Annotated in this window: 29 protein-coding genes and 1 pseudogene; 21 read left to right on the plus strand and 9 right to left on the minus strand. The window is 68.6% G+C overall.

Features of this window, described 5'->3' with window-relative positions:
• Window positions 1-40: 40 nt before the first annotated feature.
• Window positions 41-1540, minus strand: coding sequence for a S8 family peptidase (locus C8D87_RS19155; RefSeq protein WP_170166494.1), 1500 nt, complete (start codon window positions 1538-1540; stop codon window positions 41-43).
• A gap of 99 nt (window positions 1541-1639) precedes the next feature.
• On the opposite strand from C8D87_RS19155, the gene C8D87_RS19160 reads away from it, so the two are divergent.
• The 3 genes from C8D87_RS19160 (at window position 1640) to C8D87_RS19165 (ending at window position 3505) form a co-directional block, all read left to right on the plus strand.
• On the plus strand, window positions 1640-2086 hold the full coding sequence (locus C8D87_RS19160) for a nucleoside deaminase (RefSeq protein WP_112227786.1): 447 nt from the start codon (window positions 1640-1642) through the stop codon (window positions 2084-2086).
• A gap of 726 nt (window positions 2087-2812) precedes the next feature.
• Window positions 2813-2941 (plus strand): hypothetical protein, encoded by a 129-nt coding sequence (locus tag C8D87_RS48620; protein WP_267899872.1) that lies wholly within the window; start codon window positions 2813-2815, stop codon window positions 2939-2941.
• A gap of 48 nt (window positions 2942-2989) precedes the next feature.
• Complete coding sequence (locus tag C8D87_RS19165) at window positions 2990-3505, plus strand: SDR family NAD(P)-dependent oxidoreductase (protein WP_112227787.1); 516 nt, start codon at window positions 2990-2992, stop codon at window positions 3503-3505.
• Here the strand turns inward: C8D87_RS19165 and C8D87_RS19170 are convergent.
• The 3 genes from C8D87_RS19170 to C8D87_RS19180 are packed head-to-tail and all read right to left on the minus strand — an operon-like array spanning window position 3493 to window position 5713.
• Window positions 3493-3855, minus strand: coding sequence for an STAS domain-containing protein (locus C8D87_RS19170; RefSeq protein WP_170166496.1), 363 nt, complete (start codon window positions 3853-3855; stop codon window positions 3493-3495). The genes C8D87_RS19165 and C8D87_RS19170 overlap by 13 nt on opposite strands.
• 26 nt (window positions 3856-3881) lie before the next feature.
• Window positions 3882-4646 carry an iron-containing redox enzyme family protein gene (locus tag C8D87_RS19175; protein WP_112227789.1) on the minus strand — a complete coding sequence of 255 codons (765 nt, stop codon included), beginning with the start codon at window positions 4644-4646 and terminating at the stop codon, window positions 3882-3884.
• The gene (locus C8D87_RS19180) at window positions 4646-5713 is read right to left on the minus strand and encodes a carboxylate-amine ligase (RefSeq protein ID WP_109637180.1); all 1068 of its coding nucleotides are present in this window, start codon (window positions 5711-5713) and stop codon (window positions 4646-4648) included. The genes C8D87_RS19175 and C8D87_RS19180 overlap by 1 nt, the downstream gene beginning before the upstream one ends.
• A 49-nt stretch (window positions 5714-5762) precedes the next feature.
• On the opposite strand from C8D87_RS19180, the gene C8D87_RS19185 reads away from it, so the two are divergent.
• Window positions 5763-6686: a DNA topoisomerase IB gene (locus C8D87_RS19185; protein ID WP_112227790.1), complete on the plus strand. Its 924-nt coding sequence runs from the start codon at window positions 5763-5765 to the stop codon at window positions 6684-6686.
• Here the strand turns inward: C8D87_RS19185 and C8D87_RS19190 are convergent.
• The 3 genes from C8D87_RS19190 to C8D87_RS19200 are packed head-to-tail and all read right to left on the minus strand — an operon-like array spanning window position 6673 to window position 8338.
• Window positions 6673-7098 carry a DUF4383 domain-containing protein gene (locus C8D87_RS19190; RefSeq protein WP_170154969.1) on the minus strand — a complete coding sequence of 142 codons (426 nt, stop codon included), beginning with the start codon at window positions 7096-7098 and terminating at the stop codon, window positions 6673-6675. The two genes, C8D87_RS19185 and C8D87_RS19190, sit on opposite strands and share 14 nt — an antisense overlap.
• A 42-nt stretch (window positions 7099-7140) precedes the next feature.
• Entirely contained in the window at window positions 7141-7860 is a 720-nt protein-coding gene (locus C8D87_RS19195) for a SigB/SigF/SigG family RNA polymerase sigma factor (RefSeq protein WP_233439579.1), read from the minus strand.
• A 13-nt stretch (window positions 7861-7873) separates the two neighbouring features.
• Window positions 7874-8338 (minus strand): SRPBCC family protein, encoded by a 465-nt coding sequence (locus C8D87_RS19200; protein ID WP_109637184.1) that lies wholly within the window; start codon window positions 8336-8338, stop codon window positions 7874-7876.
• Window positions 8339-8542: 204 nt separating this feature from the next.
• Between C8D87_RS19200 and C8D87_RS19205 the strand changes: the two genes are divergently transcribed.
• From C8D87_RS19205 to C8D87_RS19255, 12 genes are all read left to right on the plus strand, one after another.
• Window positions 8543-9316, plus strand: coding sequence for an ABC transporter ATP-binding protein (locus C8D87_RS19205; protein WP_112227792.1), 774 nt, complete (start codon window positions 8543-8545; stop codon window positions 9314-9316).
• Window positions 9313-10092, plus strand: coding sequence for an ABC transporter ATP-binding protein (locus C8D87_RS19210; RefSeq protein WP_112227793.1), 780 nt, complete (start codon window positions 9313-9315; stop codon window positions 10090-10092). The genes C8D87_RS19205 and C8D87_RS19210 overlap by 4 nt, the downstream gene beginning before the upstream one ends.
• Window positions 10089-11909: an AMP-dependent synthetase/ligase gene (locus tag C8D87_RS19215; protein ID WP_112227794.1), complete on the plus strand. Its 1821-nt coding sequence runs from the start codon at window positions 10089-10091 to the stop codon at window positions 11907-11909. Before C8D87_RS19210 ends, C8D87_RS19215 begins: the two co-directional genes overlap by 4 nt.
• Complete coding sequence (locus tag C8D87_RS19220) at window positions 11902-12789, plus strand: branched-chain amino acid ABC transporter permease (protein WP_112227795.1); 888 nt, start codon at window positions 11902-11904, stop codon at window positions 12787-12789. Before C8D87_RS19215 ends, C8D87_RS19220 begins: the two co-directional genes overlap by 8 nt.
• A complete protein-coding gene (locus C8D87_RS19225) occupies window positions 12786-13886 on the plus strand; it encodes a branched-chain amino acid ABC transporter permease (protein ID WP_112227796.1) in 1101 nt (366 codons plus the stop codon). Before C8D87_RS19220 ends, C8D87_RS19225 begins: the two co-directional genes overlap by 4 nt.
• Window positions 13887-13897: 11 nt before the next feature.
• On the plus strand, window positions 13898-15184 hold the full coding sequence (locus C8D87_RS19230; RefSeq protein WP_112227797.1) for an ABC transporter substrate-binding protein: 1287 nt from the start codon (window positions 13898-13900) through the stop codon (window positions 15182-15184).
• A gap of 126 nt (window positions 15185-15310) precedes the next feature.
• Window positions 15311-15592, plus strand: a complete 282-nt coding sequence (locus tag C8D87_RS19235) for a hypothetical protein (protein WP_112227798.1) — start codon at window positions 15311-15313, stop codon at window positions 15590-15592.
• A 69-nt stretch (window positions 15593-15661) separates the two neighbouring features.
• Entirely contained in the window at window positions 15662-15799 is a 138-nt protein-coding gene (locus C8D87_RS46000) for a hypothetical protein (protein WP_170166497.1), read from the plus strand.
• Window positions 15800-16200: 401 nt separating this feature from the next.
• Window positions 16201-16566 (plus strand): hypothetical protein, encoded by a 366-nt coding sequence (locus C8D87_RS19240; RefSeq protein WP_109637192.1) that lies wholly within the window; start codon window positions 16201-16203, stop codon window positions 16564-16566.
• A gap of 112 nt (window positions 16567-16678) precedes the next feature.
• Window positions 16679-17305, plus strand: coding sequence for a DUF4255 domain-containing protein (locus C8D87_RS19245; protein WP_109637193.1), 627 nt, complete (start codon window positions 16679-16681; stop codon window positions 17303-17305).
• Window positions 17302-19266 carry an ATP-binding protein gene (locus C8D87_RS19250; protein ID WP_112227799.1) on the plus strand — a complete coding sequence of 655 codons (1965 nt, stop codon included), beginning with the start codon at window positions 17302-17304 and terminating at the stop codon, window positions 19264-19266. The genes C8D87_RS19245 and C8D87_RS19250 overlap by 4 nt, the downstream gene beginning before the upstream one ends.
• A gap of 20 nt (window positions 19267-19286) precedes the next feature.
• Window positions 19287-20000, plus strand: coding sequence for an eCIS core domain-containing protein (locus C8D87_RS19255; RefSeq protein ID WP_112227800.1), 714 nt, complete (start codon window positions 19287-19289; stop codon window positions 19998-20000).
• A gap of 1 nt (window position 20001) precedes the next feature.
• On the opposite strand, the gene C8D87_RS19260 is transcribed toward C8D87_RS19255, so the two are convergent.
• Together C8D87_RS19260 and C8D87_RS19265 are read right to left on the minus strand one after the other, a co-directional pair.
• Window positions 20002-20397, minus strand: a complete 396-nt coding sequence (locus C8D87_RS19260) for a hypothetical protein (RefSeq protein WP_112227801.1) — start codon at window positions 20395-20397, stop codon at window positions 20002-20004.
• A 102-nt stretch (window positions 20398-20499) separates the two neighbouring features.
• Window positions 20500-21075, minus strand: a complete 576-nt coding sequence (locus C8D87_RS19265) for a hypothetical protein (protein ID WP_112227802.1) — start codon at window positions 21073-21075, stop codon at window positions 20500-20502.
• A gap of 173 nt (window positions 21076-21248) precedes the next feature.
• Between C8D87_RS19265 and C8D87_RS19270 the strand changes: the two genes are divergently transcribed.
• From C8D87_RS19270 to C8D87_RS45180, 5 genes and pseudogenes are all read left to right on the plus strand, one after another.
• Entirely contained in the window at window positions 21249-22763 is a 1515-nt protein-coding gene (locus tag C8D87_RS19270; protein WP_109637200.1) for a phage tail sheath family protein, read from the plus strand.
• Window positions 22764-22778: 15 nt separating this feature from the next.
• Window positions 22779-23222: a phage tail protein gene (locus C8D87_RS19275; RefSeq protein WP_109637201.1), complete on the plus strand. Its 444-nt coding sequence runs from the start codon at window positions 22779-22781 to the stop codon at window positions 23220-23222.
• A gap of 20 nt (window positions 23223-23242) precedes the next feature.
• Window positions 23243-23611 (plus strand): hypothetical protein, encoded by a 369-nt coding sequence (locus C8D87_RS19280; protein ID WP_109637930.1) that lies wholly within the window; start codon window positions 23243-23245, stop codon window positions 23609-23611.
• A pseudogene (locus C8D87_RS19285) lies at window positions 23608-23754 on the plus strand (DUF6760 family protein); the annotation flags it as partial. The gene C8D87_RS19280 and the pseudogene C8D87_RS19285, both read left to right, overlap by 4 nt.
• Before the next feature lie 96 nt (window positions 23755-23850).
• Complete coding sequence (locus C8D87_RS45180; RefSeq protein ID WP_146771775.1) at window positions 23851-26466, plus strand: hypothetical protein; 2616 nt, start codon at window positions 23851-23853, stop codon at window positions 26464-26466.
• Window positions 26467-26468 lie beyond the last annotated feature (2 nt).

Here is a 26468-nt window from a genome sequence, read left to right on the forward strand (position 1 = left end):
AGAGGGAAGCTCCCACTTTCCCGACGTGCCGGGCATCAGGTCAACCGGCGGCGTTCACCGCGTCGTCCGCGAACACCCAGCCGTGACCGATGGCGTCCGCGCCCCACGTTTCCACCAACGGCACACCGGTCCGGTGCGTCACGGTCACCGAGCCGGGTGCCAGCGGCGTCGCCGAGGCCTCCAGCCGGCGTTCCAGCTCACCAGGTCCCCACGAGGCGGGGTCGGTCAGCGTGCCGAACTGAGCATCCGCGTTGGACAGTCCGGGATTGCGTTCCAGCATCAGCGCCACCACACCGGCCACGGCGGGACCGGAGAAGCTGGTGCCGCTTTGGAAGAGGTACTGGAACGGTGCCGCGGAAGCGTTGTCGGGCGCCGCCTTCGCCGCGCACGTGCGGTTGCTGGTGGACGGTGTCGCTTGCCCGTCCTTGTAGAGCTGCGCGCACGGGTACGGCAGCAGCAGGTACCGGCCCTCGGACACGACGTCGAGGTACTGGCCCGCCTTCTGCCGCGAGGAGAACCCGGTCACGTACACCTCGGACACTCCGCTCTCGGGCACGTCGTCGAGCCACCACGTCTTGTCCGGGTACTCGTTCCACTGCTTCGTCCAGCCGCCGGCGCCCACGGACACGACGGGCTCGTAAGCGGCCGGGAAGCCCATGCCCGCGTCGCCGGAGTTGCCCGCCGACGCCACGAACACCACGCCCGCCTTGATCGCGGCGTCCAGCGCCGCCTTCTCGACCGCGTCGAGGCCGGGACCGCCGATCGACTCGTTGATCACGATCGGCTGCTGGGGGTTGGCCTTCTTCAGCGAGGTCACGTAGTCGACACCGGCGTTGATGGCGCTGCCGAAACAACCGATCGGCTCGCACACCTTGATCGGGATGATCTTGGCGTTGGGCGCCACACCGGGAACCCACTTCGTGCCGGGCGATCCCGTCGCGTAGCCGGTGCCCCAGCCGCCCTCGTTCAGGTCGTCGGCCAGGCGGTGGCCGGTGATGGTCGCGGAGACCGCCATGCCGTGCGGGTCGCTGCCCGCGTCCCACTGACCGGCGTTGGGGTTGCCGAGCACGCCGGCGAACGCGCGCGCCTTGTCCGTCAGGATGTCGCTCTCGACGAAGTAGTCACGCCAGTTCGGGTAGAAACCGGTGTCGAGCACCGCCACCCACACGCCCGCACCGGTCTCGGTCACGCCCTCCAGATCCATCTGGTCGTGCCAGTAGGGGTCGTTCGGCAACGGTGCCGCCGCCGGATCGGAGACGGCCAGGGGCGTGCGGATCGGGTCCGCGCTCACCGAAGTCACGAACGGCAGCGCGCGCACCGCCGCGACCTTCGAGCCGGGAATGGCGGCGGACGCGCCGCCGAAGTTGCGATAGGCCACGTGCACCTGGGCACCGGCGGCGCGCAGCTGGTCGAGCTGGGCTGAGGTCAGCGGCGACGCGCTGCCGACGAGGTAGCCGGACGGAGCGGGGGCGGCGGACAACGCCGGTGCCCCCGCGGCGATCAGCACCAGGGCGGCGGCAGCCGCGATGAGACGTCTCATGTGGACTCCCAGGATCATCCCCGACCCGACACGGTTTATACGCCGAACGGTCGCCCGCCGAAAGGCCTACCGGGCACCGGGGGAAGTAGCTTGGTCGTCATGACCGCTGCATCAGACATGCTGGCCGTTGCCGTCGAAGAGGCGCGGACGGGACTGGCCGAAGGCGGAATCCCCATCGGCGCCGCGCTCTTCGACGCCGACGGCCGCCTGCTGGGACGTGGCCACAACCGCCGCGTGCAGGACGGCGACGCCTCCATGCACGCGGAGACCTCGGCCTTCCGCAACGCGGGGCGCCAGCGCAGCTACCGCGGCACCACGATGGTCACGACCCTGTCGCCGTGCTGGTACTGCAGCGGCCTGGTCCGCCAGTTCGGCATCTCGAACGTGCTGATCGGCGAGGCCACGACGTTCTACGGCGGCCACGACTGGCTGGCCGAGCACGGCGTCGGAATCACGATCGTCGACGACCCGGCGCTGATCGAGCTGATGACGTCGTTCATCTCGGAGCATCCGGAGCTCTGGTACGAGGACATCGGCCAGGACTGAGGCCTGGCTCGAAGCCGCGACGAAGATCATCTGGTAGCTTCCGGCGTCCCGCCAAACGGCCTGTTGGGAGTTTTGGTGCGTGCACAATCGGGTGTTCTCGTCGGCGGCGAGAGCGGCGACGAGTAACCATTCGGCGGCGCGCACCGGCCAGGTGCGCGTCAAAATCCACCTGATTCAGAAATGCATATCCGTACGTGCATTGGTCGCATTGACCTGCGATAACGCTCCGCCCACACTCCGAACTGCCAGCCCGAGCGTTGTCAGCATTGGGTGCGTTCGTGATGTTGTTGCGCAGCAGGCAGCACAGTCGCCGCGAGGTCGAGCGGTACCGCGCCCTGCTCGCCTTCCACTGCGACCTCTGGTACGAGCAGACCGAGCACCGGTGGCGAATCGGCCACTGGGAGGAGTTCGTCGACGTACAGCCGAACGGTGACGCCCGGGTGTCCGTTGCCGTCCGGGCACTCGTCGAGGCACAGGCCCTGCCGTTCTTCCGGATCCGCCTCGGCTCTGGCAGGCCCTGGTCACCGGAATGGGAACAGCGGCGCGTCGACATCACGGCCTGCAGTGTGGAAGTCGACGGCACCGGTCCCCGCTGGGAGGAGACCACTCGGTGGTTGTCCGACGGTCGTCTCGCGGTGGTCGTGCACTTCCGCGGTGCTCCACCGCGCAAAGGAGAGGAGCTGCGTCTGCTGTCCAGGCGCAGTGGCCGGGCCGGTGACACCGTTGATGCGGGGCGATCCGGACACCTTCGAGTTCACGCCTCCGGCCGATCGGCGGGAACCGGTGGCCGAACTCGTCGCCCGCGACATCGCCGCCGGCGCGGAGATCGGCGTGCGGCTCGACCTGACGCGTTGAAGGGCGTCTTCTCACCGGCCACACCGACCGGAGCCGTAGGTTGGGCGCATGGCTTCTGTGCTGATCGCCGGCGCGAACTCCGACCTCGGCCTGGAGACCGCCCGCCAACTGGTCCGCGCTGGTCACTCGGTCTGGCTGGGCAGCGGGCACACCGATCGCGCACGTGCGGCCGGTGTGGGTGCCCTGTTCGTCCAGCTCGACGTCACGTCGGACGAGTCGGTGGCGGCAGCGGCCTCCGCTGTCGGCTCCCTCGACGTGCTGGTCAACAACGTGGCTGAACTGACAGAGCCGGGCGAGGTCACCGCCGAGGTCGTGCGGGACGCGTTCGAGGCCGGCCTGGCCGGCCTGGCCAGGGTGCTGCACGCCTTCCTGCCGCTGCTGGAGCGGTCAGCTGCCCCGGTCGTCGTGAACGTGGGCAGCCGGTCGGACCCGCTGGCCGAGGCCGCGGTCACCATGGTCACGGTGCAGTACGCGAAGGCGTACCCGCGGATGCGGATCAACGCGGTGGAGCTGGAGGAGGGTGCCGAAGGCATCCTGCGGACGATCGACGCTCAGGACGGGTAGCGCTCCGCCGCCTCGTCCATCGAGCCCAGAATCGTGAACACCGAGTCCAGCCCGGTCGCCTCGATCGGCCGCAGAGCGGCACGGGCGGAAGCCACGACGACGAACTCGACGCCGGCGCGAGCAGCCCGCTGCTGCCCCAGCACCAGAGCCTCGAGCCCTGCCGATCCGAGGAACCTCACGCCGCCGAGATCCACCACGACAGCCCGGTTCTCCGACACCACGTGGCTTTCCAGAGGGGTCGTCAGCTCGCTGCTGCTCGTGGTGTCGAGCTCGCCGGACACGTGCAGCACGACGATGTCGGGTGCGATCCGGTCGACGACCACGGACGCCAGCGCGGTGGGGTCGGGCACGTTTCTCCCTCCAGAGCAAACTTCGGTCAGCACCCCACGTTAACCCTGCCCTGCGAGACCAGCCACCGGCCCCGCAGTGAAGTGCGTCCCGCCTGCAGGGACGCGTGGACGTGTTGAGTGAGGCGGGCGTGCAGTTCGTGGCACGCGGTGAAGCCCAGACGGACGTCGTCCGGCGGGCACTGCACGGGCAGCAGCTGGGCGAACGGGTCGCCGCCGATGGTGTCGACGGCGGTGAGGAAGCCGACCAGGGCACCCACCAGGCGCTGGTGAAGGCCGAACAACGACAGGGCGTTCACCAGGGAGAGCGTCAGCGCGGGCATCTCGTCGACGCCGGCGGGGTCCAGGTCGCGCACCGTCACGGTGAACAGCACCGAATGCGCCCGCGAGGACCGCGCGCCGTACGCGTCGCCCTGGATGTCGCGCAGCACCGAGCGCATCTCGCGGCGCGGTTGCCAGAACGCGTGGTGCTTGCGCAGCTCTGCCAGGCCCTCACCGGACAGCTCCGCGGGCTGGGTCGCCTCGGTCAGCGAACGCAGGGACTCCTCCCAGCGGGTCTCCAGCGCCGCGTGGAACTGGGCCAGCGCCGGGTGGTCCTCCCAGGAGGCGTGCACGTCGTCGAAGCCACGTGTGCGCAGTTCGTAGCAGATCCACAACGACAGCTGGAAGTCGTCGTCGAGGAAGATCTCCCTGGTACCCGCGCTGACGAGCAACGCCGGCCTGGGGACCGGCGGGCGACGGAGGGCGGCGACCAGAGCCGAGCTCATGTGGCCGCGTGGAGCGGGCAGTCGCATCAGGTTTCCTCACGCGTTCGGGCGATCAGCATGTCCACAAGGGACTCGGGGTCCGGGCAGCGACGTTGCCTCGAGGCACCGCAGCCGTTGTGACGCAACCAGTCCATCTGGCGTTCCACAGTAGACACAGTGCCGCGATCGCGCAGCGCGGCCGACACGTGCTCCACGAGCTGCGCTGCCCGGTCGAACGCGGGGGAAAGTTTTCCGGTGTGTGGATCGGCGGCCAGTCCGTCGACCCCGTCGCGCGACGCCCGCCAATATGCCGCCAGCAGCACGGAATCGTCCACCCTCTGTTCGGAGGGTTCGGACACGACGAGGGCCCGGATCAGTTCCGCGAGAACGGTGACTTCCGTTGCCAGTTGCGGAATGTCCGCGACGCGCACCTCAACGGTCGGATGATCAGCCGACGGGCGCACGTCCCAGTACACCATCGCCCGGTCTATCAAGGCTTCCGAGTTGATGAGCGCCGAGACGGTCCGGTCGTAGTCGTCCGGCCCGTTCCAGTGCGGAGGCGGCCCGCTCACCGGCCAGCGCGACCACACCATCGAGCGCCAGCTCGCGTACCCGGTGTCCTCCCCGGCGTAGTACGGGGAGTTCGCGCTCAGCGCCAGCAACGTCGGCAGCCACGGGCGCAGCTTGTTCGACGCCGCCAGCGCTTCGGACTTCGAGGAAACACCCACGTGCACGTGCAGCCCGCACGCGCCTTGCCCGAGCACGAGTCTTCGGTGGGAGTACTCGATCCGGTGATACCTGGGGTCATCCGTTCCGGGAGGGGGACCGGCCTCGCCGATCGGCGGCATGCCGACGGCCACCAGCCGGCAGCCGGCCTCGTCAGCGGCCCTGACCAGCGTTCGCCGCGCCGAGCGCACCTGCTCGTCCAGCTCTTCGAAGGAGTGGGTGATGCCGGTGGCGACCTCGATCTGGAACGGCGTCAGCTCGCCCTGCACGTCGAGGTCACCGGGAGCGCGAGAAATCTCCCTGACCCGGGGAGCCAGTGCTACCGGCCGCCGAGACTCGGGATCAACAAGAAGGAACTCTTGTTCCACACCGACCGTGTAGTGACTCATCGGCGAGCGGGTACCCGCGTTCTGTGCTGATCAACCACGAGGTGCCCGAATGAGACTGCGCCGCAGCGACCCGGCGGGGCCGGGCTGGACCCGCCGCCGGCACGGCGGCGGCTTCCGCCATCTCGACACGCAGGGCAACGCCCTCACGGCGGACCAGCTGGCGAGGGTGAAAGCCCTGGTCATCCCACCCGCGTGGCGCGACGTCTGGATCTCCCCGCACCCCAACGGCCACATCCAGGCCGTCGGCTACGACGACGCGGGCCGCCGCCAGTACCTCTACCACGAGAAGTGGCGCACCGACCGGGACGCGGAGAAGTTCGACCGCGTCCTGCGGCTCGCCCCGCGGCTGGGGAAGTTCCGCGAGCAGATCGAGAAGGACATGAAGACGCGCGGCCGCAAGCGGTTGCTCGCCATCGCGCTGCGCATGCTCGACCTCGGAGTCTTCCGCGTCGGCCACGAGGAGTACGCCGAGGAGAACGGCACTCATGGCGTCGCGACCCTCCTCTGCGAACACCTCAGCGTGCGCGGTGACCGGGTCAGGTTCCGCTTCCCGGCCAAGCACGGCGTCGAGGTGGACGAGGAGATCACCGACGCGCGGCTCGCACGCGCCGTGCGGAGTCTCCTCAAGGACCGGACCCCGGACTGCCGCGTCTTCGACCTCACCGCCGACGACGTCAACGAGCGCTTCCGCGAGCTCGTCGGCGAGGAGTTCAGCGTGAAGGACCTCCGCACCTGGCACGCCACGGTCCACGCGGCCCAGGCGTTCGCGCACGCCCTGAACGAACGCGGCAAACCGTCGAAACGAGCGGTCAGCGCGGTCATGAAGGAGGTGGCCGAACACCTGGGCAACACGGCGGCCGTCGCGCGGAAGTCCTACGTGGACCCACGTTTGACCAAAGCGTTCGAACGCGGCGAGGTCATCAGCAACGGCGATCCGGAGCGTGCCGTGCGGAAGCTGCTCAGGAAGCCTTGAGCGCCGCCACCCGGTCGCACTGGCGGCACCAGACGGCACCCTGCGCCGCCGCCAGCGCCGCGAACCCGGTCAGCAGGTGCAGCGCGTTGCTGCCGGAGTTCACGTTGAGCACGTTCACAACGCCCTCGTCGTACCTGGCCGTCCCGATGCCGAAGACGATCAGCGACACCGCGGCGACGAGCAACGCGGAGGAGCTGAGTGCTTTCAAGCTGCGAAAGGTGAGCAGCAGTGCCGCGCCCAGCACGACGTGGACGGTGTTCTGCAGCGGGTTCACCCGGAGCAGGAGAACCCAGGTGTCGGACTCGCCGGCGAACGGCGAGAAACCCGTCACGAAGAACCCGGCGACCCCCCAGAGGACGAGCAGGGTACCAGTGCTGATCGCCAGCTTCTGGGGCCACCGCAACCGGTTCATGCCGTCAGTATCGCGAAGACCGGACATCCGCGCTCGTCCATTTCATTCGTCTGCCAGAAGGTCGTTGCGCAGCTGTTCCAGCGACTTGGTCAACAGCCGCGAGACGTGCATCTGGGAGATCCCGACGCGGCGCGCGATCTCCGTCTGGGTCAGCCGGCCGAAGAACCGCAGCACCACGATGGTCCGCTCACGGCGGGGAAGGCCCCGCAGCATGGGCTGCAGGGCCTCGTGGATCTCCACGCCTTCGAGCGCCGGGTCGTCGACCGTCGAACCTTCGAGGGAGTCGAGTGGCGCGAACGCGACGTTCTTCTCCACTCGCAGGCCCTCGTAGACGTCGGAAAGGGGAATCCCCAGGTGCCGGGCGATCTCGGAGGGAGTCGGAGATCGCCCGGTCTTGTGCGACAGCTCGGCAGTCGCGCCGTCGATCGAGTCGCACAGCTCTTTCAACCTGCGCGGCACCCGCACCGCCCAGCACTGGTCGCGGAAGTGCCGCCGCACCTCGCCGGTGATCGTGGGCACGGCATAGGACAGGAAGTCCGTCTGCCGGCCCACGTCGTACCGGTCGATGGCGTTGATCAGTCCGACCGCCGCCACCTGGGCGAGGTCTTCCATCGGCTCGCCGCGTTCGCTGAAGCGGCGGGCGATGTGCCGGGCGAGCGGGAGGTACTCGCGCACCAGCCGATCTCGCAGCGCGTAGTAACGCGGCGAGTCACGGCCGGTGCGGGCGAGTTCCTCGAACGCCGCCTGTTGATCTGGGGTCAACGCACACCACAGATCAGACCTGGGGCGGCGGCGTGACGTCGCCCCGCCATGCGCCGGTCTCGGTGCCCCGGTTCTCGATGAACTCCTTGAACCGCTTCAGGTCACCTTCGATCCGGTGGCCGACGACGCCGAGCGCGGCGCCCGCCTTCTCGGTCAAGGTCTCCGGGTCGTACTCCATCTGGAGATGAACCCTGGTCGTGTCGTTGTCGAGCCGGTGGAAGGTGACCACGCCACCCTGCGGAGGGCCGTCGACCGTGGTCCACGCGACGCGCTCGTCCGGGTGCTGCTCGGTGATCTCCGCGTCGAACTCGCGGACGACGCCGCCGATCTTCGTGGTCCAGTGGGTCCTGGTCGGCGTGACCTGGTCGATCTTCTCGACGCCGTCCATGAACGCTGGGAAGGACTCGAACTGGGTCCACTGGTTGTACGCCGTGCTCACAGGCACGTGGACATCCACCGACTTCTCAATGGTGGTCACGAAACCTCCTCCTCTTCATCATTTTGCCGTCGAAGAGTGAGTACCCGAGCCACGCGTTGTTACACATCGTGTCCGGTCCACACTGGACGGACACGGAGAGTGGTGGACCAATCGCGATTTGCGCATCACGAAATCGCGCACAGTAGTCATATCGGACGTGATCCACGTCATACTGATCGGCATCGCAGGCCCTAGGAGGCGCCGGTGCTCGAGGCGAACAACCTTGAGGTTGTCTACGACGACGTGATGCTGGTGCTCCGCGGCGTGAGCCTCAAGGTGCCCAAAGGTCGCGTCGTCGCCCTGCTCGGAGCGAACGGAGCAGGCAAAACAACGTTGATGAGGGCTTTCAGCGGCCTCCTCGACGTGCACGACGGCAAGGTCACCAAGGGCTCGATCACGCTCGACGGTGAACCGATCCACCGACTCTCACCAGCGAAAATAGCCGACAGGGGTATCAAGCAGGCCCTGGAGGGCCGCAGAATCCTCGCCGAACTGACCGTCGAGGAGAACCTCAAGGTCGGTGGCCACGCCAGGCCGAAGCGTCTCAAGCACAATCTCGAGCGCTGCTACGAGCTCTTCCCCCGGCTCCTGGAGAGACGCAGGCAGAGCGCCGGCTACCTGTCCGGTGGCGAGCAGCAGATGCTGTCGATCGGCCGCGCGCTCATGTCCGAACCCGAGTACCTGCTGCTCGACGAGCCCAGCCTCGGTCTCGCGCCGCTGCTCGTGCAGCAGATCCGCGACCTGGTCGTGAAGATCAACGAACAGGGCACCACCGTCCTGCTGGTCGAGCAGAACGCCAGCATGGCGCTCTCCATCGCCGACCACGGGTACGTGCTGGAGACCGGCAAGGTCGTCATGGACAAGCCGGCGGAGGCCCTGCTGGCCGACGACGACATCCGCGAGTTCTACCTCGGCCTCGGCACCTCCTCGTTCCGTGCGGTCAAGCACTACAAGCGCAGGAAGCGGTGGCTGTCATGAGCGTTCTCGAGGTCACCGACATCAGGCTCGCCTTCGAGGGCGTCATCGCCGTCGACGGGGTTTCGTTCGAGGTCGGCGAGAGCGAGCTCTTCGCCATCATCGGCCCGAACGGCGCGGGTAAGACGTCCATCTTCAACGTGCTGAGCGGCGTCTACCGGCCGCAACAGGGCACCGTGCGGTTCAACGGCGAGGATCTGATCGGCATGCGGCCGCACCGGATCGCCGCCAGGGGCATGTCCCGCACGTTCCAGAACATCGAGCTGTTCTCGCACCTCACCGTGGTCGAGAACCTCATGCTCGGCCGCCACAACCACATGCGCTACGGCGCCCTCAGCGCGTTCCTGTGGCTCGGGAAGGCCCGCGGCGAGGAGCTGAAGAACCGGACCGCGGTCGAGGACGTCATCGACTTCCTGGAGCTGGAGCAGTGGCGCCGGTACCCGGTCGGCCTGCTGCCCTACGGCGTGCAGAAGCGCGTCGAGCTGGGCAGGGCGCTCGCGATGGAGCCGCGGTTGCTGCTGCTCGACGAGCCGGTCGCGGGCATGAACGTCGAGGAGACCGAGGACATGGCCCGGTTCATCCTCGACGTCCGCGAGGAGCTGAACATCCCGATGATCATGGTGGAGCACGACATGGGCCTCGTGATGGACCTCGCCGACCGCGTGATGGTGATGGACTTCGGCCGCCCGATCCGCACCGGCACGCCCGCCGAGGTGCAGGCGGATCCGGACGTCGTCCGCGCGTACCTGGGTGAGCAGCACCGGAGCGTGACGACGTGACCACCACCGTCGTGACCCGCGTCAAGAACAGGGCGGCCAACACCCCTGACCAGATCGCGTTGCGCGCCAAGGACTTCGGCATCTGGCAGGAGGTCTCCTGGGCCCAGTACTGGGCGAACGTCGAGCTCGTCGGCGACGCGCTGCTCGCACTCGGGCTGCAGCCGGGCGACCGGGTGGCGATCCACTCGGAGAACCGCCGCGAGTGGCTCTACGCCGACCTCGGCATCGTCGCGGCGCGCGGCATCACGGTCGGCCTGTACCCGACGAACCCGCCGTCCGAGGTCGCCTACCTGCTGTCGCACTCCGGCGCGCGGATCCTCATCGCCGAGGACCAGGAACAGGTCGACAAGGCGCTCGCGGTGCTGGAGGACACCCCGGACCTGGAACGGATCGTCTACCTCGAACCACGCGGCATCAAAGGGCGCTACGACAACCCGAAGCTGTTGTGGTGGGACGACTTCCTCGCGATGGGCGCGCGGTACCGGGACGAACACGGTGACGAGCTCGCGAAGCGGATGGCGGCGACCGAGCCCGACGACGTGATGACCTTGATCTACACCTCCGGCACCACCGGGCCACCCAAGGGCGCGATGCTCACCGTGGCGAACGTCGAGTTCGCCGTCCATGTGCTGGTGGAGGGCGGCGGTTTCACTTCGCCACCGCCGTCCTCCGCCGACGTCACGCTGTCGTACCTGCCGTTGTGCCACGTCGCCGAACGCATCTTCACGACGTGGTTCAGCGCGGCTTCCGGTGTGCAGGTGCACTTCGCCGAGTCCATCGAGACCGTGCAGGCGAACCTGCGCGAGGTGCAGCCGACGATCCTGTTCGGTGTGCCGCGCATCTGGGAGAAGGTGCTGGCGGGCGTCACGATCGGCGTGTCCAGCGCGTCGTGGCTCAAGCGGACGGTCACCCGGTTCTGGTTGCGAAGAGCGGAAGGCATCGGTGAGACGCTCGTCCGGACCGGCGGCAACCACACCGCGTCGAGCAGGTTGATCTACGCGATCGGCTGGCTGTTCTGCTTCCGCGCGCTGAAGGCCCGGATCGGTATGAGGTACGTGCGCTACGCGTCGTCCGGTGCCGCGCCGATCGCACCGGACGTGCTGAAGTTCTTCATGGGTATCGGAGTTCCGATGCACGAGGTCTACGGCATGACCGAGAACACCGCCGTGGCAACGGGAAACCGGCCGGGCAGGGTCAAGGTCGGCACCGTCGGCGAGCCGCAGCCGGGCATCGAGCTGCGGATCGACGAGGAGACCGGCGAGATCCTCACCCGGCACGGCGGCACGTTCGCCGGCTACTGGCGCGATCCCGACGCGACCGCCCGCGTGATCATCGACGGCTGGCTGCACACCGGCGACGTCGGTGAGTGGGTCGACGGGACGCACGTGAAGATCACCGACCGGATGAAGGACATCATCATCACCGCGGGCGGCAAGAACATCGCGCCGTCCGAGCTGGAGAACGCGCTGAAGACCTCCCCGTACATCAAGGAAGCCGTGGTGATCGGCGACCAGCGGGCGTACCTGGTGGCGTTGATCGGCATCGAGTACGAGACGGTCGGGCACTGGGCGCAGCAGCGCAAGATCCCCTACACCACCTACCGGGACCTCTCGGAGAAGCCAGAGGTGCTGGAGCTGGTGCAGAAGATCGTGAACGACGTGAACGCGAAGTTCGCCAACGTCGAGCAGATCAAGAAGTTCCGGATGTTCCCCAAGGAGCTCGACCACGAGGACGGCGAGCTGACCGCGACGCAGAAGGTGAAACGGGCCGCGCTGGGCAAGATGTTCGACGACCTCGTGGAGAGCATGTATGGATGAGTTTCTCCAGTCGTTGATCCGGGGTCTCGGCACCGGGTCGATCTACTCGTTGCTCGCGCTCGGCTTCGTGATCATCTACAAGTCGACGCAGGTGATCAGCTTCGCCCAGCCGGCGTTCATGCTGGCCGGTGCGGTGCTGGTCTCGTACCTGGCGCCCGCGGTCTCGTTCTTCGGCGCTGTGCTGGTGGCCGCGGTGGTGATCGCGGTGCTGGCGTTGGGTGTCGAGCGCACGGTGCTGCGGCCGATGGTCGGCAAGCCGGTGTTCGTCGTCGCGATCATCACGATCGGCGTGGACGTCGTGGTCAGAGTCGTGACGAACGCGTTCATCGGCCTGGACGTGCGGCAGGTCGGAGATCCGTGGGGACTCACGACGGTGACCTTCCTCGGTGCCGAGGTGCAGCAGCGGTACCTGGTGATGATCGGGACGACCGCTGTCGTGACCGTCGCGTTGTTCCTGTTCTTCCGGTACTCGCGGATCGGGCTCGCGATGCGGGCCGTCGCGTACGACCAGGAAGTCGCCCTGGCGCAAGGCATTTCGGTCGGGTCGGTGTTCGCGTTGTCGTGGGCGTTGGCCGGTGGCCTGGCCGCGTTGGCGGGTGTGTTCGTGGCGACCGGCGCCGGTGTCGACCAGCAGCTGTGGATCGTGGCGCTGAAGGCGTTGCCCGCGATCATCCTCGGTGGACTCGAGTCGCTGGGCGGTGCCGTCGTCGGAGGGCTCGCGGTCGGGATCGTCGAGTCGCTCTTCGGTACCTACCAGAACGACTTCGCGCCGTGGCTCGGGCCGAACTTCGCCCTCGTCGCGCCGTACGCGTTGATGCTGCTGGTGTTGCTCGTCAGACCATACGGGTTGTTCGGCAAGAGGGAGGTCGAACGGCTGTGAAGGGTCGTCCTGAGCTGTACACCTCTTATGCGCAAGACATGGCGTTCCTCAACACGCGCCCCAAGCGGGTCTCCGTGTCGGCGCTGGTCGTTCTCGCTCTCCTGATCCCGTTTCTCATCACCGACGACCTGCTGCAGCTGCTGGCGACGGGGTTCGTGGCGGCGATCGGTGCCATCGGGCTGAACATCGTCACCGGCTACGCGGGCCAGGTCTCGCTGGGCCACGCCTTCTTCCTCGCGATCGGCGCGTACACGGGTGCGGCGCTGTCCGGTTCCGAGACCGGGCGGGTGATCGGGTTCGGCATCACGTCGCTGCCGATCTGGTTGCTGGCCTCCGGTCTGGTGGCCGCGTTCTTCGGTGTGCTGGTGGCGCCGGTGGCGGTGCGGCTGCGCGGCCTGTACCTGGCGATCGTGACGCTCGGGCTGGTCTTCCTGGGAGAGCACGTCTTCCGGGAGTGGACGTCGCTCACCGGTGGGCCGGGAGTCGGGCGGCCCGCGGCGATCCCCGAGCTGTTCGGGGTGCGGCTCGACAGGGACAACGCGGTGTTCACGGCGGCACAACAGCTGTATCTGGTGATGTTCGTGCTGCTGGTGATCTTCGGTGTGCTGGCGCGGAACCTGGTGCGCTCGCGGGTGGGCCGGGCGTTCGCGGCGGTGCGGGACCGGGACCTGGCCGCGTCGGTGATCGGCGTGGACCTGACGAAGTACAAGGTGCTGGCGTTCGCGGTGTCCTCGTTCTACGCGGGCGTCGCGGGCGCGTTGCTGTTCGTGGTGAACGGGTTCTTCGACCCCGGCTCGTTCAACCTGCTGTTGTCAGTGCAGTACATCGCGATGGTGCTCATCGGCGGCGCGGGCACCATCTCGGGCGCGATCATGGGCGCACTCTTCATCACGCTGCTGCCACGCATCACCAGGGAACTGCCCGCGGTGCTGCCGTTCATCAGTGGTGACGCCACCGGCGCGATCACGGTCTTCCAGCTGGAAGCCGTGCTCTACGGCGTGCTCATCATCGTGTTCCTGATCGTCGAGCCACGCGGGTTGTTCGGCATCTGGGTGCGCGTCCGCAACTACTGGCGCACCTGGCCGTTCTCGTACTGAGGAGAATCCCCATGTCTGGTAAGCGATTGGCCGTTCTGTTCGCAGGCCTGCTCGCGGTGGCCTCCTGCCGGGGCGGGGACGGCGCCGCGCCACAGGAGGGCGCGGGCGGCATCAAGGTCGACTTCGGCGTCACCGAGGAGGCGTGCCCGCAGGCCGCCGACAAGTCCAAGGGCTGCATCTACCTGGGCACGATCTCGGACCTCACCGAGGGCCCGTTCAAGACGCTGGCCGTGCCGATCACGGACGCGCAGAAGGCGTTCTGGAAGCGCGTGAACGACCGCGGCGGCATCGGCGGGTATGAGATCGACGTGACCACGTACGTCAAGGACAACAAGTACAACCCGCAGATCCACAACCAGGTCTACCAGGAGATCAAGGGCAAGATCCTGGCGCTGACGCAGACGCTGGGCTCGCCCACGACGGCCGCGATCCTGCCCGATCTGGAGAGCACCCAGATGGTGTCGGTCCCGGCGTCGTGGACGTCGTTGTGGGGCTTCGAGGAGGTCGTGCTGGAGTCCGGCACGAACTACTGCGTCGAGTCGATGAACACCGTCGACTACGCCGTGGAGAAGCTCGGCGTGAAGTCCGTGATGGCCGTGCACCTCGCCGGCGACTACGGCGACGACGCGGCGGCAGGTGCTCGCATCGCCGCGGAGAAGCGCGGTCTGTCGTTCGAGAACGTGACCACCCAGACGGGCCAGGACAACCAGGGCGGCGCCGTCGACGCCGTCGTGTCGAAGAAGCCCGACCTGGTCGTGCTGACGACCGGCCCGACCGACGCGGCCGTGATCATCGGCCAGGCGGCGGCGCGCGGGTACACGGGCAAGTTCATCGGCACCTCGCCGACGTGGAACCCCGGTCTGCTGAAGTCGCCGGCCGCGCCCGCGATCAAGGCCCTGTACCTGCAGTCGGCGCCGTGGAAGGCGTGGGCGACCGAGTCCGTCGGCCACACCGCGATGCGCGCCGCGCTGCCCGGCGTGACGCCGAACGACGGCTACACCGCCGGCTGGGTGTGGGCGTACCCGTTGAAGGCGGCGCTGGAAAAGGCGGCGGAGAACAAGGACCTGACGCGTGCCGGAGTGTTGAACGCGGTGCGTTCACTCAGCTCGGTGGACTACGAGGGAATGCTTCCTTCGGGTGCAGGCAATTTCTCCGCTTCTCCGCAGGACGCACTGTTCCGTCAGTCACTGATCTACCGCCCGGACGACGCCGCGCCGACCGGAGTGACGCTGGTGGAGGACTTCTTCACCGGTTCGACCGCTAAGGATTTCAAATTCGAGAAGCCCTGCTACCAATGAACCGAACGGGTGACACCTACCGCTGACGGCCCGCGTTTCTGGCTAGTCTCGCTGGTGAGATGTTGCTAGGAGGTTGCAGCGGTGTTGACGTGCGTTGAAGTTCGCCGTGCCGCAGGAGGCCTCCGGTTGTTCGTTCGCCCCCCGGCCGCGCTGCGCTGGAGTGCGCGGCTGGGGTACGAGCGGGTGTCGGAGCTGCTGACCGCGATTCGTCAGGCCGAGTCGTGCACGGTCCGGGACGTCGCCCAGCAGGATGTGACACTGCGGTACGTGCCGGATCAGCGCACCGGTGAGGCCGTGCTGGCGTGCGCCACCGGGTCCGTCCTTCTGGATCGTGACGAGGTGTCCGCGCTGCACGACACGTTACGGGCGCACATGCCGGACCGGATGCGTCCCCTGCCCACCCACTGATCGTTTCAGTGACAGGGGATGATGTGCGTCCCTGTGGTGGAAGGAAGCTGGATGGCAGAGCAGTACCGCGTGAGGTGGATTTACGAGGGCAGCGAGATCGGGACGTACTCCACCTATGATCTTGCCGGCGCCGAACGCTACATGGCCAAGGTCCTGGAGGACCCGATCGCTCAGGACGTCCGGATCGTCGAGGCCGACGCGGAGTAGCCGGCCTCCGTGCGGTCGCCTCGTCAGGGTTCACTCCGGAACCGTTCGGCTGGAGTGCGCCTGCCTTGGCGGAAAGCCGCGAGACCGGCATCGAAACCCGTCGCGGACCCCACGAACAGAACCGTCTCGTCGCATCCCACGAAGATGGTTCCTCCACCTCGGACGCCGGTCTGCCACACGCAGATCCCGAGTCCGTCGGGCAACTCCCGCACCGTGAGCGCCCCAGCAGGGCCGAGATCCCCGAAGAGCCTCGCTGCTGTGCGGGTCAGGCGTTGGACATCCATGTGGCGCTCCCTCGTTCCCCCGGAACGTACCTTTTCACGTGGGCGAGGCAGACTGGTTGACGGCGCCACCTCGGCCGCTGCTTTCCAACCTTCCGCATCCTGACGAAGGAGCTTGTTGTGGATGCCGCCACGGCTCGGTTCATAGGGACCATCGCGGCGTTGCCGCCCGAGACGCTCGCCGCCGCGTTCGACCACGCCGTCGGCCTGCGCCGGCAGGGCGGCCGTGAGGCGAGCCGTGCCCTCAGGCTCTCGGCGTCGGAGAACTCCGAGCTCGATCACGCGGTGAGGTCGGCGCTGCTTCCGCGCAGTGAGGAACTCGACGCGTACCGCGCGGGACTCCACTCGGACGCCAAGTCCGTCTGCGTGATCGCGGCCAGGGCCGTGCGGAAACCCGCCGGGCTCTCAGCCGAGCAGTACGCCCTGCTCACCGCCCCGTTCACCGCCGTCGGCGTCGCCGTCCCCGCCGCCACCGCAACCAGCTGATCGCTTCCGCGCGAGGTTCGGGTGCGGCTGCCCGTTGGGGCAGCCAACCGTGTCCGTCGGGACGTCAGCGCGCTGGTCCCGGCCCCGTGGGTGCGCGCGCGATCGTGGACGGGTGATTCACGAGGTAGACGAGGCTTTGCGCCGCCTGGTACGCGACGAGGCGCTGCGCGGTTCCGATCTGGAGGTCGCGTTCGACGCGCCCACCAAGGACTGGGCGGCGCGCCGCAACGCGCCCACGGTCAACATCTACCTCTACGACATCCGGGAGGACATGCGCCGCCGCCAGCGCGGGATGCTCAACGAGTACGACGCGCAGGGCAAGGTGGCGGCGCGGCACGTCCCGCCGCGGCACATGAAGCTCTCGTACCTGGTCACGGCGTGGACGCAACGCCCGGAGGACGAGCACCGGCTCCTCTCGGACCTGTTGATCGGGTTCCTGAAGTACGAGGCCGTGCCGCCGGGGCTGCTCAGCGGCACGCTCGACGAGCTGCAGCTGCCCGTGCCGATGACGGTCGCGTTGCCGCCGCCGGAGGACAGAGCGTTCGCGGACGTGTGGAGTGCGCTGGGCGGCGAGCTGAAGCCGTCGCTGGACGTCGTCGTGTCGGCGCCGATCTCGTCCGGGCGCAGGTTCGAGGCCGGGCCGCCCGCCAAGGAGGGCGTGCAGCTGCGTTCCGGGGAGGAACGGGTGCGGCACGACGTCTCCGAGGACGGCGTGGCGATGCGCCGGGTGGCGCGATGATCTTCGAGCGGATGGCGGGCCTGGAGCGGCGGATCCGGGCGGCGGTGGCGGCGCGGCGGGCCACGGACCCGAACCCCGACGACCCGTTCCGCGGGCTCTACCTGTCGGACGAGGTCATCGAGGCGTTGCTGGACAGCGGCAGGGAGCCGTTCGCGCCGTTCACCGAGACGACGGCGGACGGCAGGCTCGGCCGGCTGGCGCGCAAGGCGCAACTGTCCGAAGTGGACGTCGAGCTGCTGCTGGTCGCGCTGGCGCCGGACGTGGACAGCCGGTTCGAGCAGTTCTACGGGTACCTCAACGACGACGTGACGCGGCGCAGGGCGACGGTCGGGTTGGCGTTGCGGTTGTGCGGGCTACCGGAGGCGTCGTCGAAGGGGCGGGCGAGGCTCGACCACGGCAGCCCCCTCGTCCGGTGCGGGCTCATCACCGCGGAGGACCAGGAAAGGCCGCTGCTCAGCAGATCCCTGCGGGTGCCGGACCGGGTCGGGGCGCACCTGCTCGGCGACGACAGGCCGGACCCGTTGCTGTCGGATTTCGTGACGCTGCCGGGAGATCCGGTCGCGATGCCGGGTGCGGAGCGGCTGGCTCGCGGCATCGAACGCGGTGTGCGGCTCGTCTACCTGCGAGAGCATCCCGGCGGTGGCGCGGCGGAGCTGGCCGTGGCGGCGCTGGCGCTGGCGGGTTTTCCCGCGTTGCTGGTGGACGCGGCGCGGATCACCGACCCGCTGGCGGTGACCAGGGAGGCGTTGCTCAGGGGCGCGGGCATCACGATCGGCCCCGTCGACTCGGACTTCACGCTGGATCCGCTGCTGCACGAGGAGATCCCGGTCGTCGCGTACGGTCCGGGGGCGTGGGAGCCGCGCTGGACCCGGATGCCGCCGTTGCAGCACGACGCGGTGCCGGTGCCGTTCGACGTGCGGGTGGCGTTGTGGCGCACGGAGCTCGACGGCAAGCTGGCGCACGGCATCGACCCGGCGGAGGTCACCGCGCACTTCGTGCTGGGGCCGACCCAGATCAGCCGGGCGGCGAACGCGGCCACGGTCTCGGCGCTGGCCGATGACGGGCTGGTCGACGTGACACATCTGCGGGCCGGTGCGCGCAGCCAGAACGCGGGAGGGCTGCAACGGTTGGCGCGGCGCATCGAGCCTGCCGTGTCGTGGCCGGATCTGGTGCTGCCCGCGCCCATCACGTCGTTGCTGCGCGAGCTCGCGGCGAGGGCGAAGCACCGGGACCGCGTGATCGACGAATGGCGCATGCGGCCGGGAGGTGGCAGGGGCAGGGGCGTCACGGCGTTGTTCGCCGGCGACTCCGGCACGGGCAAGACGATGTCGGCCGAGGTGATCGCGGCGTCGCTCGGCCTCGACCTCTACACGGTCAACCTCGCCACGGTCGTGGACAAGTACGTCGGGGAGACCGAGAAGAACCTGGAGCGGATCTTCGTCGAGGCGGCCGGCGTCAACGGCGTGCTGCTGTTCGACGAGGCCGACGCGATCTTCGGCAAACGATCGGAGGTCAGGGACGCACACGACCGGTACGCGAACATCGAGAGCGCGTACCTGTTGCAGCGCATGGAGTCCTTCGACGGCATCGCGGTACTGGCCACGAACCTGCGGGCGAACCTCGACGACGCCTTCACCCGGAGGCTGGACGTCGTCGTGGACTTCCCGTTGCCCGACGCGGACCTGCGCCGCGGGCTGTGGGACCGGTGCCTGGGCGACTCGGTGCCGCGATCGTCCGATGTGGACCTCGATTTTCTGGCGGCGTCGTTCGAACTGGCCGGCGGGCACATCCGGTCCGCGGCGGTGACGGCGGCCTATCTGGCGGCTGCCGCGGGGCACGTCGTCGGCATGGTCGAGCTGATCGGTGCCGTGGCGCGGGAGTACCGCAAGCTGGGGCGGCTGGTGGGGGAGCGTGAGTTCGGCCGCTACTTCGAGCTGGCAACCGAACGTCTGGTGGGTTAGGCCATTCACAGGGAGCGGAGATGCACGGACACGAACACGATTTCGACTCGGAGAACTCCCTTCGTCCCAAGGGTGACCGGATCCCGCAGGAGGAGACCGGCCTGCTGGGCCGCGCGGCCGCGGCCGGCCGTCCCGACGTGCTCGGGCCCGCCGGCATGCTGGGCCTGCAACGAGCCGTGGGCAACGCGGGCGTCGGGGCCGTCGTGGAGGAGGAGCGCTCGCCCGTGCACGACGTCATCTCGTCGAGCGGATCACCGCTGTCGGCGGACGTCCGCCAGGACATGGAGGGCCGTTTCGGACAGGACTTCTCCGACGTCCGCGTGCACACCGACTCCGCAGCGGACCACTCGGCCCGATCGGTGAACGCGCAGGCCTACACCGTCGGGTCGAACATCGTGTTCCAGCGCGACAAGTACGACCCGTCGTCGGACACGGGCAAGCACATGCTGGCCCACGAGCTCACGCACGTGGTGCAGCAGCGGTCCGGTCCGGTCGACGGCACCGACGCCGGGGGCGGCGTGAAGGTGAGCGACCCGTCCGACCGGTTCGAGCGGGACGCCGTCGCGAACGCGGACCGGGTCATGGCGGCGCCCGCCGCTCCGGTGCAGCGGTGTGAGGATCACGGTGTCGGGGAGGCGCACGTGCAGCGCGAGGAGGCTCCTGAGGAGGAGACCGCGCAGACGTTCGTGCAGCGGGAGAGCGAAGCTCCGGAGGAAGAGGAAGCTCCTCAGTAGCTCAGGACCGGCGGCCGGTCAGCCTCCACCCGACCTTCTCCAGCTCACTGAGGTAGGCAGCGGCCGTCTGCGACACCTGTCGTCGGCGCGAGGGAGAGTCGTCCTTCGGCACGTAGAGGTCTCGCCAGTGGAACACGAGCACCGCTGACGGCAGCTTCCTGCGCAGTCCTATGAGGACGTCTGTGCAGTTGGTGCACGCGCTGTATCTGCTGTGCAGCTCCATGGCGGTGATGCGGCGCAGAAAGTCGTCACCTTGGCTGGTCAGCCACGTGTCCAGCTGCCGCTCGGTGTGGTTGACGCTGTTCTTCTCGGTTCCCTGCGTCGCCCACGTACGAGCTATGACCTCGACGGTTTGCGTCGTGCCGAATGTGTTGGGTGTGTTGCTCCCGGTGTACACCGCTCCACGACCGACCTTTTTACCCCGTTGAGGCGTCGGCAGATCCGGGTCCCAGTTGAAGAGCTCATAGCCGGGGCGTGCCGGTGGTGTTTCGCCCGTCCCTCACGGGCGACCTGTCGTCTTGTCCATCTCCAGCGGTGTCGCGCCGGGCGCGACACGTACGGTTATGCGGGCATAGATCTGCTGGGCGCCCGATGCTTCGGGCGTCGTCGGCGTTGCAGGTCGGCCGTGTTCGGCGAAGACCGTCAGAAGGTCCTGGATGCCGAACTGCTGCCTGTCTCGGGCTGCGTCGGCACCTGCGGGATCGGTGCCGGCGCGCGGATGTGCGAGCCATGCGGTCGCCCTGCGCACTTTCTCCAGGGCTCGTCTCGCATCACCCCGTGGAGTCGATCGGACGCCGTTGGTCTGGACGACTTCCGGCAGCGTTGGGATCCGGCCCTCATAGTGGTCCATGAACACGTTGACGTCGGTTGGATCACTGGCGACGATGGTGGAGATGCTCCCGTCAGCTGCTGTGCGGCGGATGAGCCGATGGGTTTCTCGGGATCCGTCCGCTGTTTCGACCGTGAACGGGGTGACCTGCTCCGCGGTGTTCGGGCGAGCCTGGTTCGCCGCCGGTGTCGTTCCGTCCGCCGCTCTGCCACTTCCGCCGGTGAACCTGCGCGCGACACCGGACACCCAGCCGATCGTTCGGCGGCGGTTGGGTGAACGGCCGGAAATCCCCCTCAGGGGTGGCTGCCCTTTCGGGCAGTCACCGGCTCCCTCCAGCACCGCCGCGGGGTCGTGTCTAGTTCCTGGCGATCGCCGCAGCATGTGTCGTACAGGGTTCCGTACGACATGGGAGGCCGTCGATGCCCACCTATCTCTCGCCGGGCGTGTACGTCGAGGAGGTGGAGGCAGGTGCCCGCCCGATCGAGGGCGTGGGCACCGCCGTCGCCGCGTTCGTCGGGTTCGCGGCCAAGGGTGAGTACAACACCCCGACGCTGGTGTCGAACTGGGCGCAGTACACCGAGAAGTTCGGTGACTTCGCCGAGGGCTGCTACCTGCCGCTGGCCGTCTACGGCTACTTCCTCAACGGTGGAACCAACTGCTACGTCGTCCGCGTCGGAGGATCGCGCTCGGCGAAGGAACTGCCCGCGGGCCCGCAGGCGCAGCTGGGCGGCTACCGCGTGTCGGCTCGTGAGCTCGGTGCGGGCAGCCTGTCCGTCGAGGTGAGCGACCCGGCAGGGGAGAACCAGCCGGACGACCGCTTCTCGTTGATCGTCAAGGACAACGGCAAGGTCGTCGAGACGCACCAGGTGTCGTCCAAGCGCGGCAAGGAGAACGTGCTCACCGTCGTGAACACGGCCTCGAAGCTGATCACGATCGAAGAGGTCGCCGGCGCGTCGCTGGCCAAGCCGGACAAGGCTTCCGTGGCACTGCGCGAGGCCCCGACACCGCCGCCCGTGCCGCGCAAGGTGGTGGCCGACGACTACGTGGGCGACGTGGCCGACCGCACCGGTTTCGGTGGCCTGGAAGCGATCGACGAGATCACGATGGTCTCGGTGCCCGATCTGATGAGCTCCTACCAGCGTGGGCTGATCACGCTCGAGGCCGTCAAGACCGTGCAGGCCGCGATCATCGCGCACTGCGAGCTCATGGGCGACCGCATGGCGATCCTCGACCCGCCGCCGGACCTCTCGCCGGACCAGGTGAAGAACTGGAAGCAGACCGAGGCGGGCTACGACTCGAAGTACGCGACGCTCTACTACCCGTGGATCAAGGTCTACGATCCGTCCACTTCGGACAACATCTTCGTGCCGCCGTCAGGTCACATGGCCGGTGTCTGGGCGCGCAGCGACGCCGCTCGCGGCGTGCACAAGGCTCCGGCGAACGAGAACGTGCGCGGCGCCGTGGCGTTGCAGACCCAGCTCACCAAGGCCGAGCAGGAGCTGCTGAACCCGATCGGCGTGAACTGCATCCGTTCCTTCACCGGCCGCGGCATCCGCGTCTGGGGTGCGCGGACGCTGTCGTCCGACCCGGCCTGGCGGTACCTGAACGTCCGGCGGCTCTTCAACTACCTCGAAGAGTCCATTCTGGACGGAACCCAGTGGGTGGTGTTCGAGCCGAACGACGACGCCCTGTGGGCGCGTATCAGGCGCACCATCTCCGCCTTCCTGGTCATGGAGTGGCGCAAGGGCGCGTTGTTCGGCCTGACGCCCGACGAGGCGTTCTACGTCAAGTGCGACCGCGAGACCAACCCGGCGGAGGGCATCGACCTCGGCCAGGTCGTGTGCGAGATCGGCGTGGCGCCGGTGAAGCCCGCGGAGTTCGTCATCTTCCGGCTCGCCCAGCTGCAGGGCGGCACCAGTCTGGTCAACGAGTAAAGGCGGTTCATCGACATGGCACTCCCCGATCTCGACACGTCGGTAGGCCACTCGTTCGGCCTTGAGGTCGACGGCATCACGATCAAGCAGATCTCCGAGGTGACCGGCCTGAAGATGGAACAGGACGTCATCGAGCTCAAGCAGAACATGGCCGACGGCAAGTACGTCATCAAGAAGCTCCCCGGCCGCATGAAGGCGGGCGAGGTCGTCTTCACCCGAGGCCTCACCGCCGACAACTCGTTCGAGAAGTGGGTGAAGGACTCCCGCTTCGGCAAGATGGGCAGCGCCCGCAAGAACGGCGTGGTCGTCGTCTACGACTACGAGGGCCAGGCCATCAAGCGCTACAAGATCATGCGCGCCTGGCCGAAGGCGCTGGAGATCGGCACGCTGAAGGCCGGCGACACCTCCGTGCTGACCGAGAAGCTCACGGTCACCTACGAGGAGATGGAAGTCGAGTGAAACGCTCCGCCGCCCCCGTCATGCAGACCGAGTTCGCGTTCGAGCTTCCGCGCGGCTACGTCGACGACTCGGGCACCGTGCACAAGTCGGGCGTGATGCGCCTGGCCACGGCCCGCGACGAGCTGATCCCGCTGCGGGACGACCGGGTCCGCGAGAACGCGGCCTTCCTCACGGTCGTGCTGCTGGGCCGTGTGGTGGTCCGTCTCGGCTCGGTGACCGACGTGCACGCGGGGATCATCGAGAACCTGTTCGCGTCGGACCTGGCCTTCCTGCAGGACATGTACCGCCGCATCAACAGCGAGGGCCACACCCGCACCGGCGTGGCGTGCCCCTCCTGCGGGCACGGCTTCGAGGTCGACATCGCGGGTGGGCGCCTGGGGGAATCGTGACGTACGCGCCGGACCGGCTGTACTCGGAGGTCGCGTACGTCGCCTACCACTTCCACTGGTCGCTCGACTCCATCTTGGACCTGGAGCACACGGATCGGCTGCGGTACGTGGAGGAGATCGGCCGCATCAACACGCGGATTTCTGCGAGTTCTGGTTCAGGTTCCGGTTTTGGCTCCGGGTTCGGTTTGGGGAGGTGACTTGCTGTGTGGCCCTTTCGGCGGCGATCCGCTGAACCTTCGTTGCCCGTCGTCCGGGCCGACTGGCGGACGTTGCCACCGCTGCAGCGGGTCGTGTCCGCGCACCCGCTGATCAACCCGGTGTCCGCGTTCTCGTCGCGGTTGACCGCCTGGCAGAACCCGTCGTTCCTGGCGCCGCTGGCGCACGCGGTGGGGCCTGCGGAGCCTTCCGGTTCGATCTCGGACGTGGCGGCTCCCGCGCAGGAGCCTTCCGAGTGGAAGCCGGTGTGGGGAGACGTTTCCGGGCCTTCGGGTTCGGGAGGGCCGGTGGTGTCCCGGATGCTTGCTGCCGAGCCGCCCGCGCCTGTGGTTTCGCGCAGTGCCGCGGACTCTGCCGAGCCGGGCGGGTCCGCGCTGCAGGCCCTCGGGGCGGTTGCTGAAGACTCTCCGCCGCCCACGGTCGGAGCAGCTGTGCAACGTTCGGCGGCGGAAGAGCCGCCACGCCCGGTCCCGCCGTCCCGGCCGAGGAGGCTGGGACTCGGTGAGCCGATTTCGTCCGTGCTGCAGCGATCCGCTGGGCCGGACGGCTCGGAGGCGGGGCGCGCGGCTGACCCCACCAAGGCAACACCTTCTGCTCCGCAGCGGGCTGCCGACTCCGGCGGGGCGGTTGAGCCGGTGACCCCGCAGGCGGGTAGGCCGTCCGTGCAGAGGCTTGCCGACGCACCACGAACCCCAGGACTCGGCATGCCCGTCGTGCGGCAGCCCTCCGAGTCCGGCGCGGCCGATTCCGCCGGCGGGTCGAGCTCGTCCGAACACGCCGGGCACGGTGGCGAGCTGACTTCGGCAGGGGACTTGGATCTGGTGCCCACGACGGGGGACGCCACCGCCGCCTCGGTGAGCGAAGCCGGCGAGTCGGCGCCGACCGCGGGCTTCACGGACCAGCTGCCGGTCCTCGATCCTGGTGTGAGCGGCACTGGTGCCGGCGACTCGTCCGCGAGCGGTGTCGAGCCGGGAGCGGGGTCGGCGGGACCGCCCACCGATGTCCTTCAGCGTGCTGTGGATTCCAGCCGGGATGTGGCCGAGCGGGCAGCTCTGCCCATGGTGCAACGGGTCTCCGGCTCCGGGATCTCGGCAGCGGGCACGCCGGGCGCTCGCCAGAGCGATGCCGGTTCCGGAACTGCGGGATTACCTGCGGTGCAGCGTGTCGTCGCTACCAGCCACGTGTCCCCAACGACCAGTGATGTTGGTCCGTCTGCGGTGCAGCGTGTTGCCGGGGCCGACCACGTGTCCCCAACGACCAGCGATGGCGGACCGTCTGCGGTGCAGCGTGTCGCCGAAACCGGCCACGTGTCCCCAACGACGAGTGATAGTGGCTCGCCTGCAGTTGCCGGGACCGATCACGTGTCCCGAACGGCCAGCGGTGGTGGCCCGCCTGCGGTGCAACGTCTCGTCGGCGACGCGCCCAGCCTCCCGGTGCTGGGTCGGCCCACGGCTGCGGACAGTTCTGCCACACCAGAGGCATCCGCCTCGGGCGGGACCGACCTCGGCACGGGCTCCGGCACAGCCATCCCGTCCGTCCAGACCATGGGCGATCTCGGCGGACCTTCTGCATCGACGACGTCTCGCCCTGATGCCCCATCCTCGTCGACCACGGCCGACTCCGCGGTACCTGCCACGGCGAACTCCGGCGGGCCTTCCGCGCCGATCGCGGCCGATTCCGCGGTGCCTTCCGTGCTGACCACGGCTCACTTCCGCGCGCCGATCGCGACGGACTCTGCGGTGCCTTCTGCACAGACTGTGGCGGGCTTCGGTGCGTCTTCCGCGCCAGCCGCAGCCGATTCCGCGGTGCCTTCCGTACAGGCTGCGGGAGACTTCGGCACGCCTTCCGTACAGACTGCGGCCGACTTCGGTGCGTCTTCCGCGCCGATCGCGGCGGACTCTGCGGTGCCTTCCGTGCTGAGCGCGGCGAACTTCGGCACGCCTTCCGCGGCGATCGCGGCCGGCTCCGCGATGCCTGCCACGGCGAACTTCGGCGGGCCTTCCGCGCCGACCGCGGCCGATTCCGCCGTGCCTTCCGTACAGACGGTGGCGGACTTCGGTGCGTCTTCCGCGCCGATCGCGGCCGATTCCGCGGTGCCTTCCGTGCTGAGCGCGGCGAACCTCGGCGCGCCTTACGCGTCAACCGGCCCAGGCGAACCGGTCGCCCAGCGGCTCGTCGGCACCGCACCCAGCCTGCCGATCGTGTCACGAACCGATGCCGCGCCCACCGCGCCAACCGCAACCTTCACCGAGCCCGCACCCGCACCCGCACCCGCAGTGCAGCGACTGGTCGGTTCCGCGCCCCCGCTCGTCCAGCGGGCACCACAAACGCCGATCCCGCCGGCCGCGGCACCATCGGCAGGCCCGCTCGGGCAGGCGCAACCCGCCTTGCCCGTCGTCGTGGCCCGCGCCCCGGACCCCGAGCCGGCCCCGGCCCCGGAGCCCGTCCAGCGCGTCGTCGAAACCACCGTGCAGCGCGCCGAGGCGGCTCAACCCGAGGCGCCGCAACCAGGGCCCGGAGCGCCAGCGGGGCAGAACGCCGACGAGTTGTTGCGGAAGTTGTACGACCCCCTGCTGCGCCGGCTCAAGGCCGACCTGTGGCTCGACCGTGAGCGTCGTGGGGCGCTCACCGACCTGTGAGG

This window comes from Lentzea atacamensis, from assembly GCF_003269295.1.
Classification (GTDB): domain Bacteria; phylum Actinomycetota; class Actinomycetes; order Mycobacteriales; family Pseudonocardiaceae; genus Lentzea; species Lentzea atacamensis.

Bases quoted from the DNA above. Each gene is read 5' to 3' on its own strand.
- C8D87_RS19155 (WP_170166494.1), bottom strand. From the start codon at position 1,540: ATGAGACGTCTCATCGCGGCTGCCGCCGCCCTGGTGCTGATCGCCGCG.
- C8D87_RS19160 (WP_112227786.1), top strand. From the start codon at position 1,640: ATGACCGCTGCATCAGACATGCTGGCCGTTGCCGTCGAAGAGGCGCGG.
- C8D87_RS48620 (WP_267899872.1), top strand. From the start codon at position 2,813: ATGCGGGGCGATCCGGACACCTTCGAGTTCACGCCTCCGGCCGATCGG.
- C8D87_RS19165 (WP_112227787.1), top strand. From the start codon at position 2,990: ATGGCTTCTGTGCTGATCGCCGGCGCGAACTCCGACCTCGGCCTGGAG.
- C8D87_RS19175 (WP_112227789.1), bottom strand. From the start codon at position 4,646: ATGCGACTGCCCGCTCCACGCGGCCACATGAGCTCGGCTCTGGTCGCC.
- C8D87_RS19180 (WP_109637180.1), bottom strand. From the start codon at position 5,713: ATGAGTCACTACACGGTCGGTGTGGAACAAGAGTTCCTTCTTGTTGAT.
- C8D87_RS19185 (WP_112227790.1), top strand. From the start codon at position 5,763: ATGAGACTGCGCCGCAGCGACCCGGCGGGGCCGGGCTGGACCCGCCGC.
- C8D87_RS19190 (WP_170154969.1), bottom strand. From the start codon at position 7,098: ATGAACCGGTTGCGGTGGCCCCAGAAGCTGGCGATCAGCACTGGTACC.
- C8D87_RS19210 (WP_112227793.1), top strand. From the start codon at position 9,313: ATGAGCGTTCTCGAGGTCACCGACATCAGGCTCGCCTTCGAGGGCGTC.
- C8D87_RS19220 (WP_112227795.1), top strand. From the start codon at position 11,902: ATGGATGAGTTTCTCCAGTCGTTGATCCGGGGTCTCGGCACCGGGTCG.
- C8D87_RS19230 (WP_112227797.1), top strand. From the start codon at position 13,898: ATGTCTGGTAAGCGATTGGCCGTTCTGTTCGCAGGCCTGCTCGCGGTG.
- C8D87_RS19250 (WP_112227799.1), top strand. From the start codon at position 17,302: ATGATCTTCGAGCGGATGGCGGGCCTGGAGCGGCGGATCCGGGCGGCG.
- C8D87_RS19255 (WP_112227800.1), top strand. From the start codon at position 19,287: ATGCACGGACACGAACACGATTTCGACTCGGAGAACTCCCTTCGTCCC.
- C8D87_RS19270 (WP_109637200.1), top strand. From the start codon at position 21,249: ATGCCCACCTATCTCTCGCCGGGCGTGTACGTCGAGGAGGTGGAGGCA.
- C8D87_RS19275 (WP_109637201.1), top strand. From the start codon at position 22,779: ATGGCACTCCCCGATCTCGACACGTCGGTAGGCCACTCGTTCGGCCTT.
- C8D87_RS19280 (WP_109637930.1), top strand. From the start codon at position 23,243: ATGCAGACCGAGTTCGCGTTCGAGCTTCCGCGCGGCTACGTCGACGAC.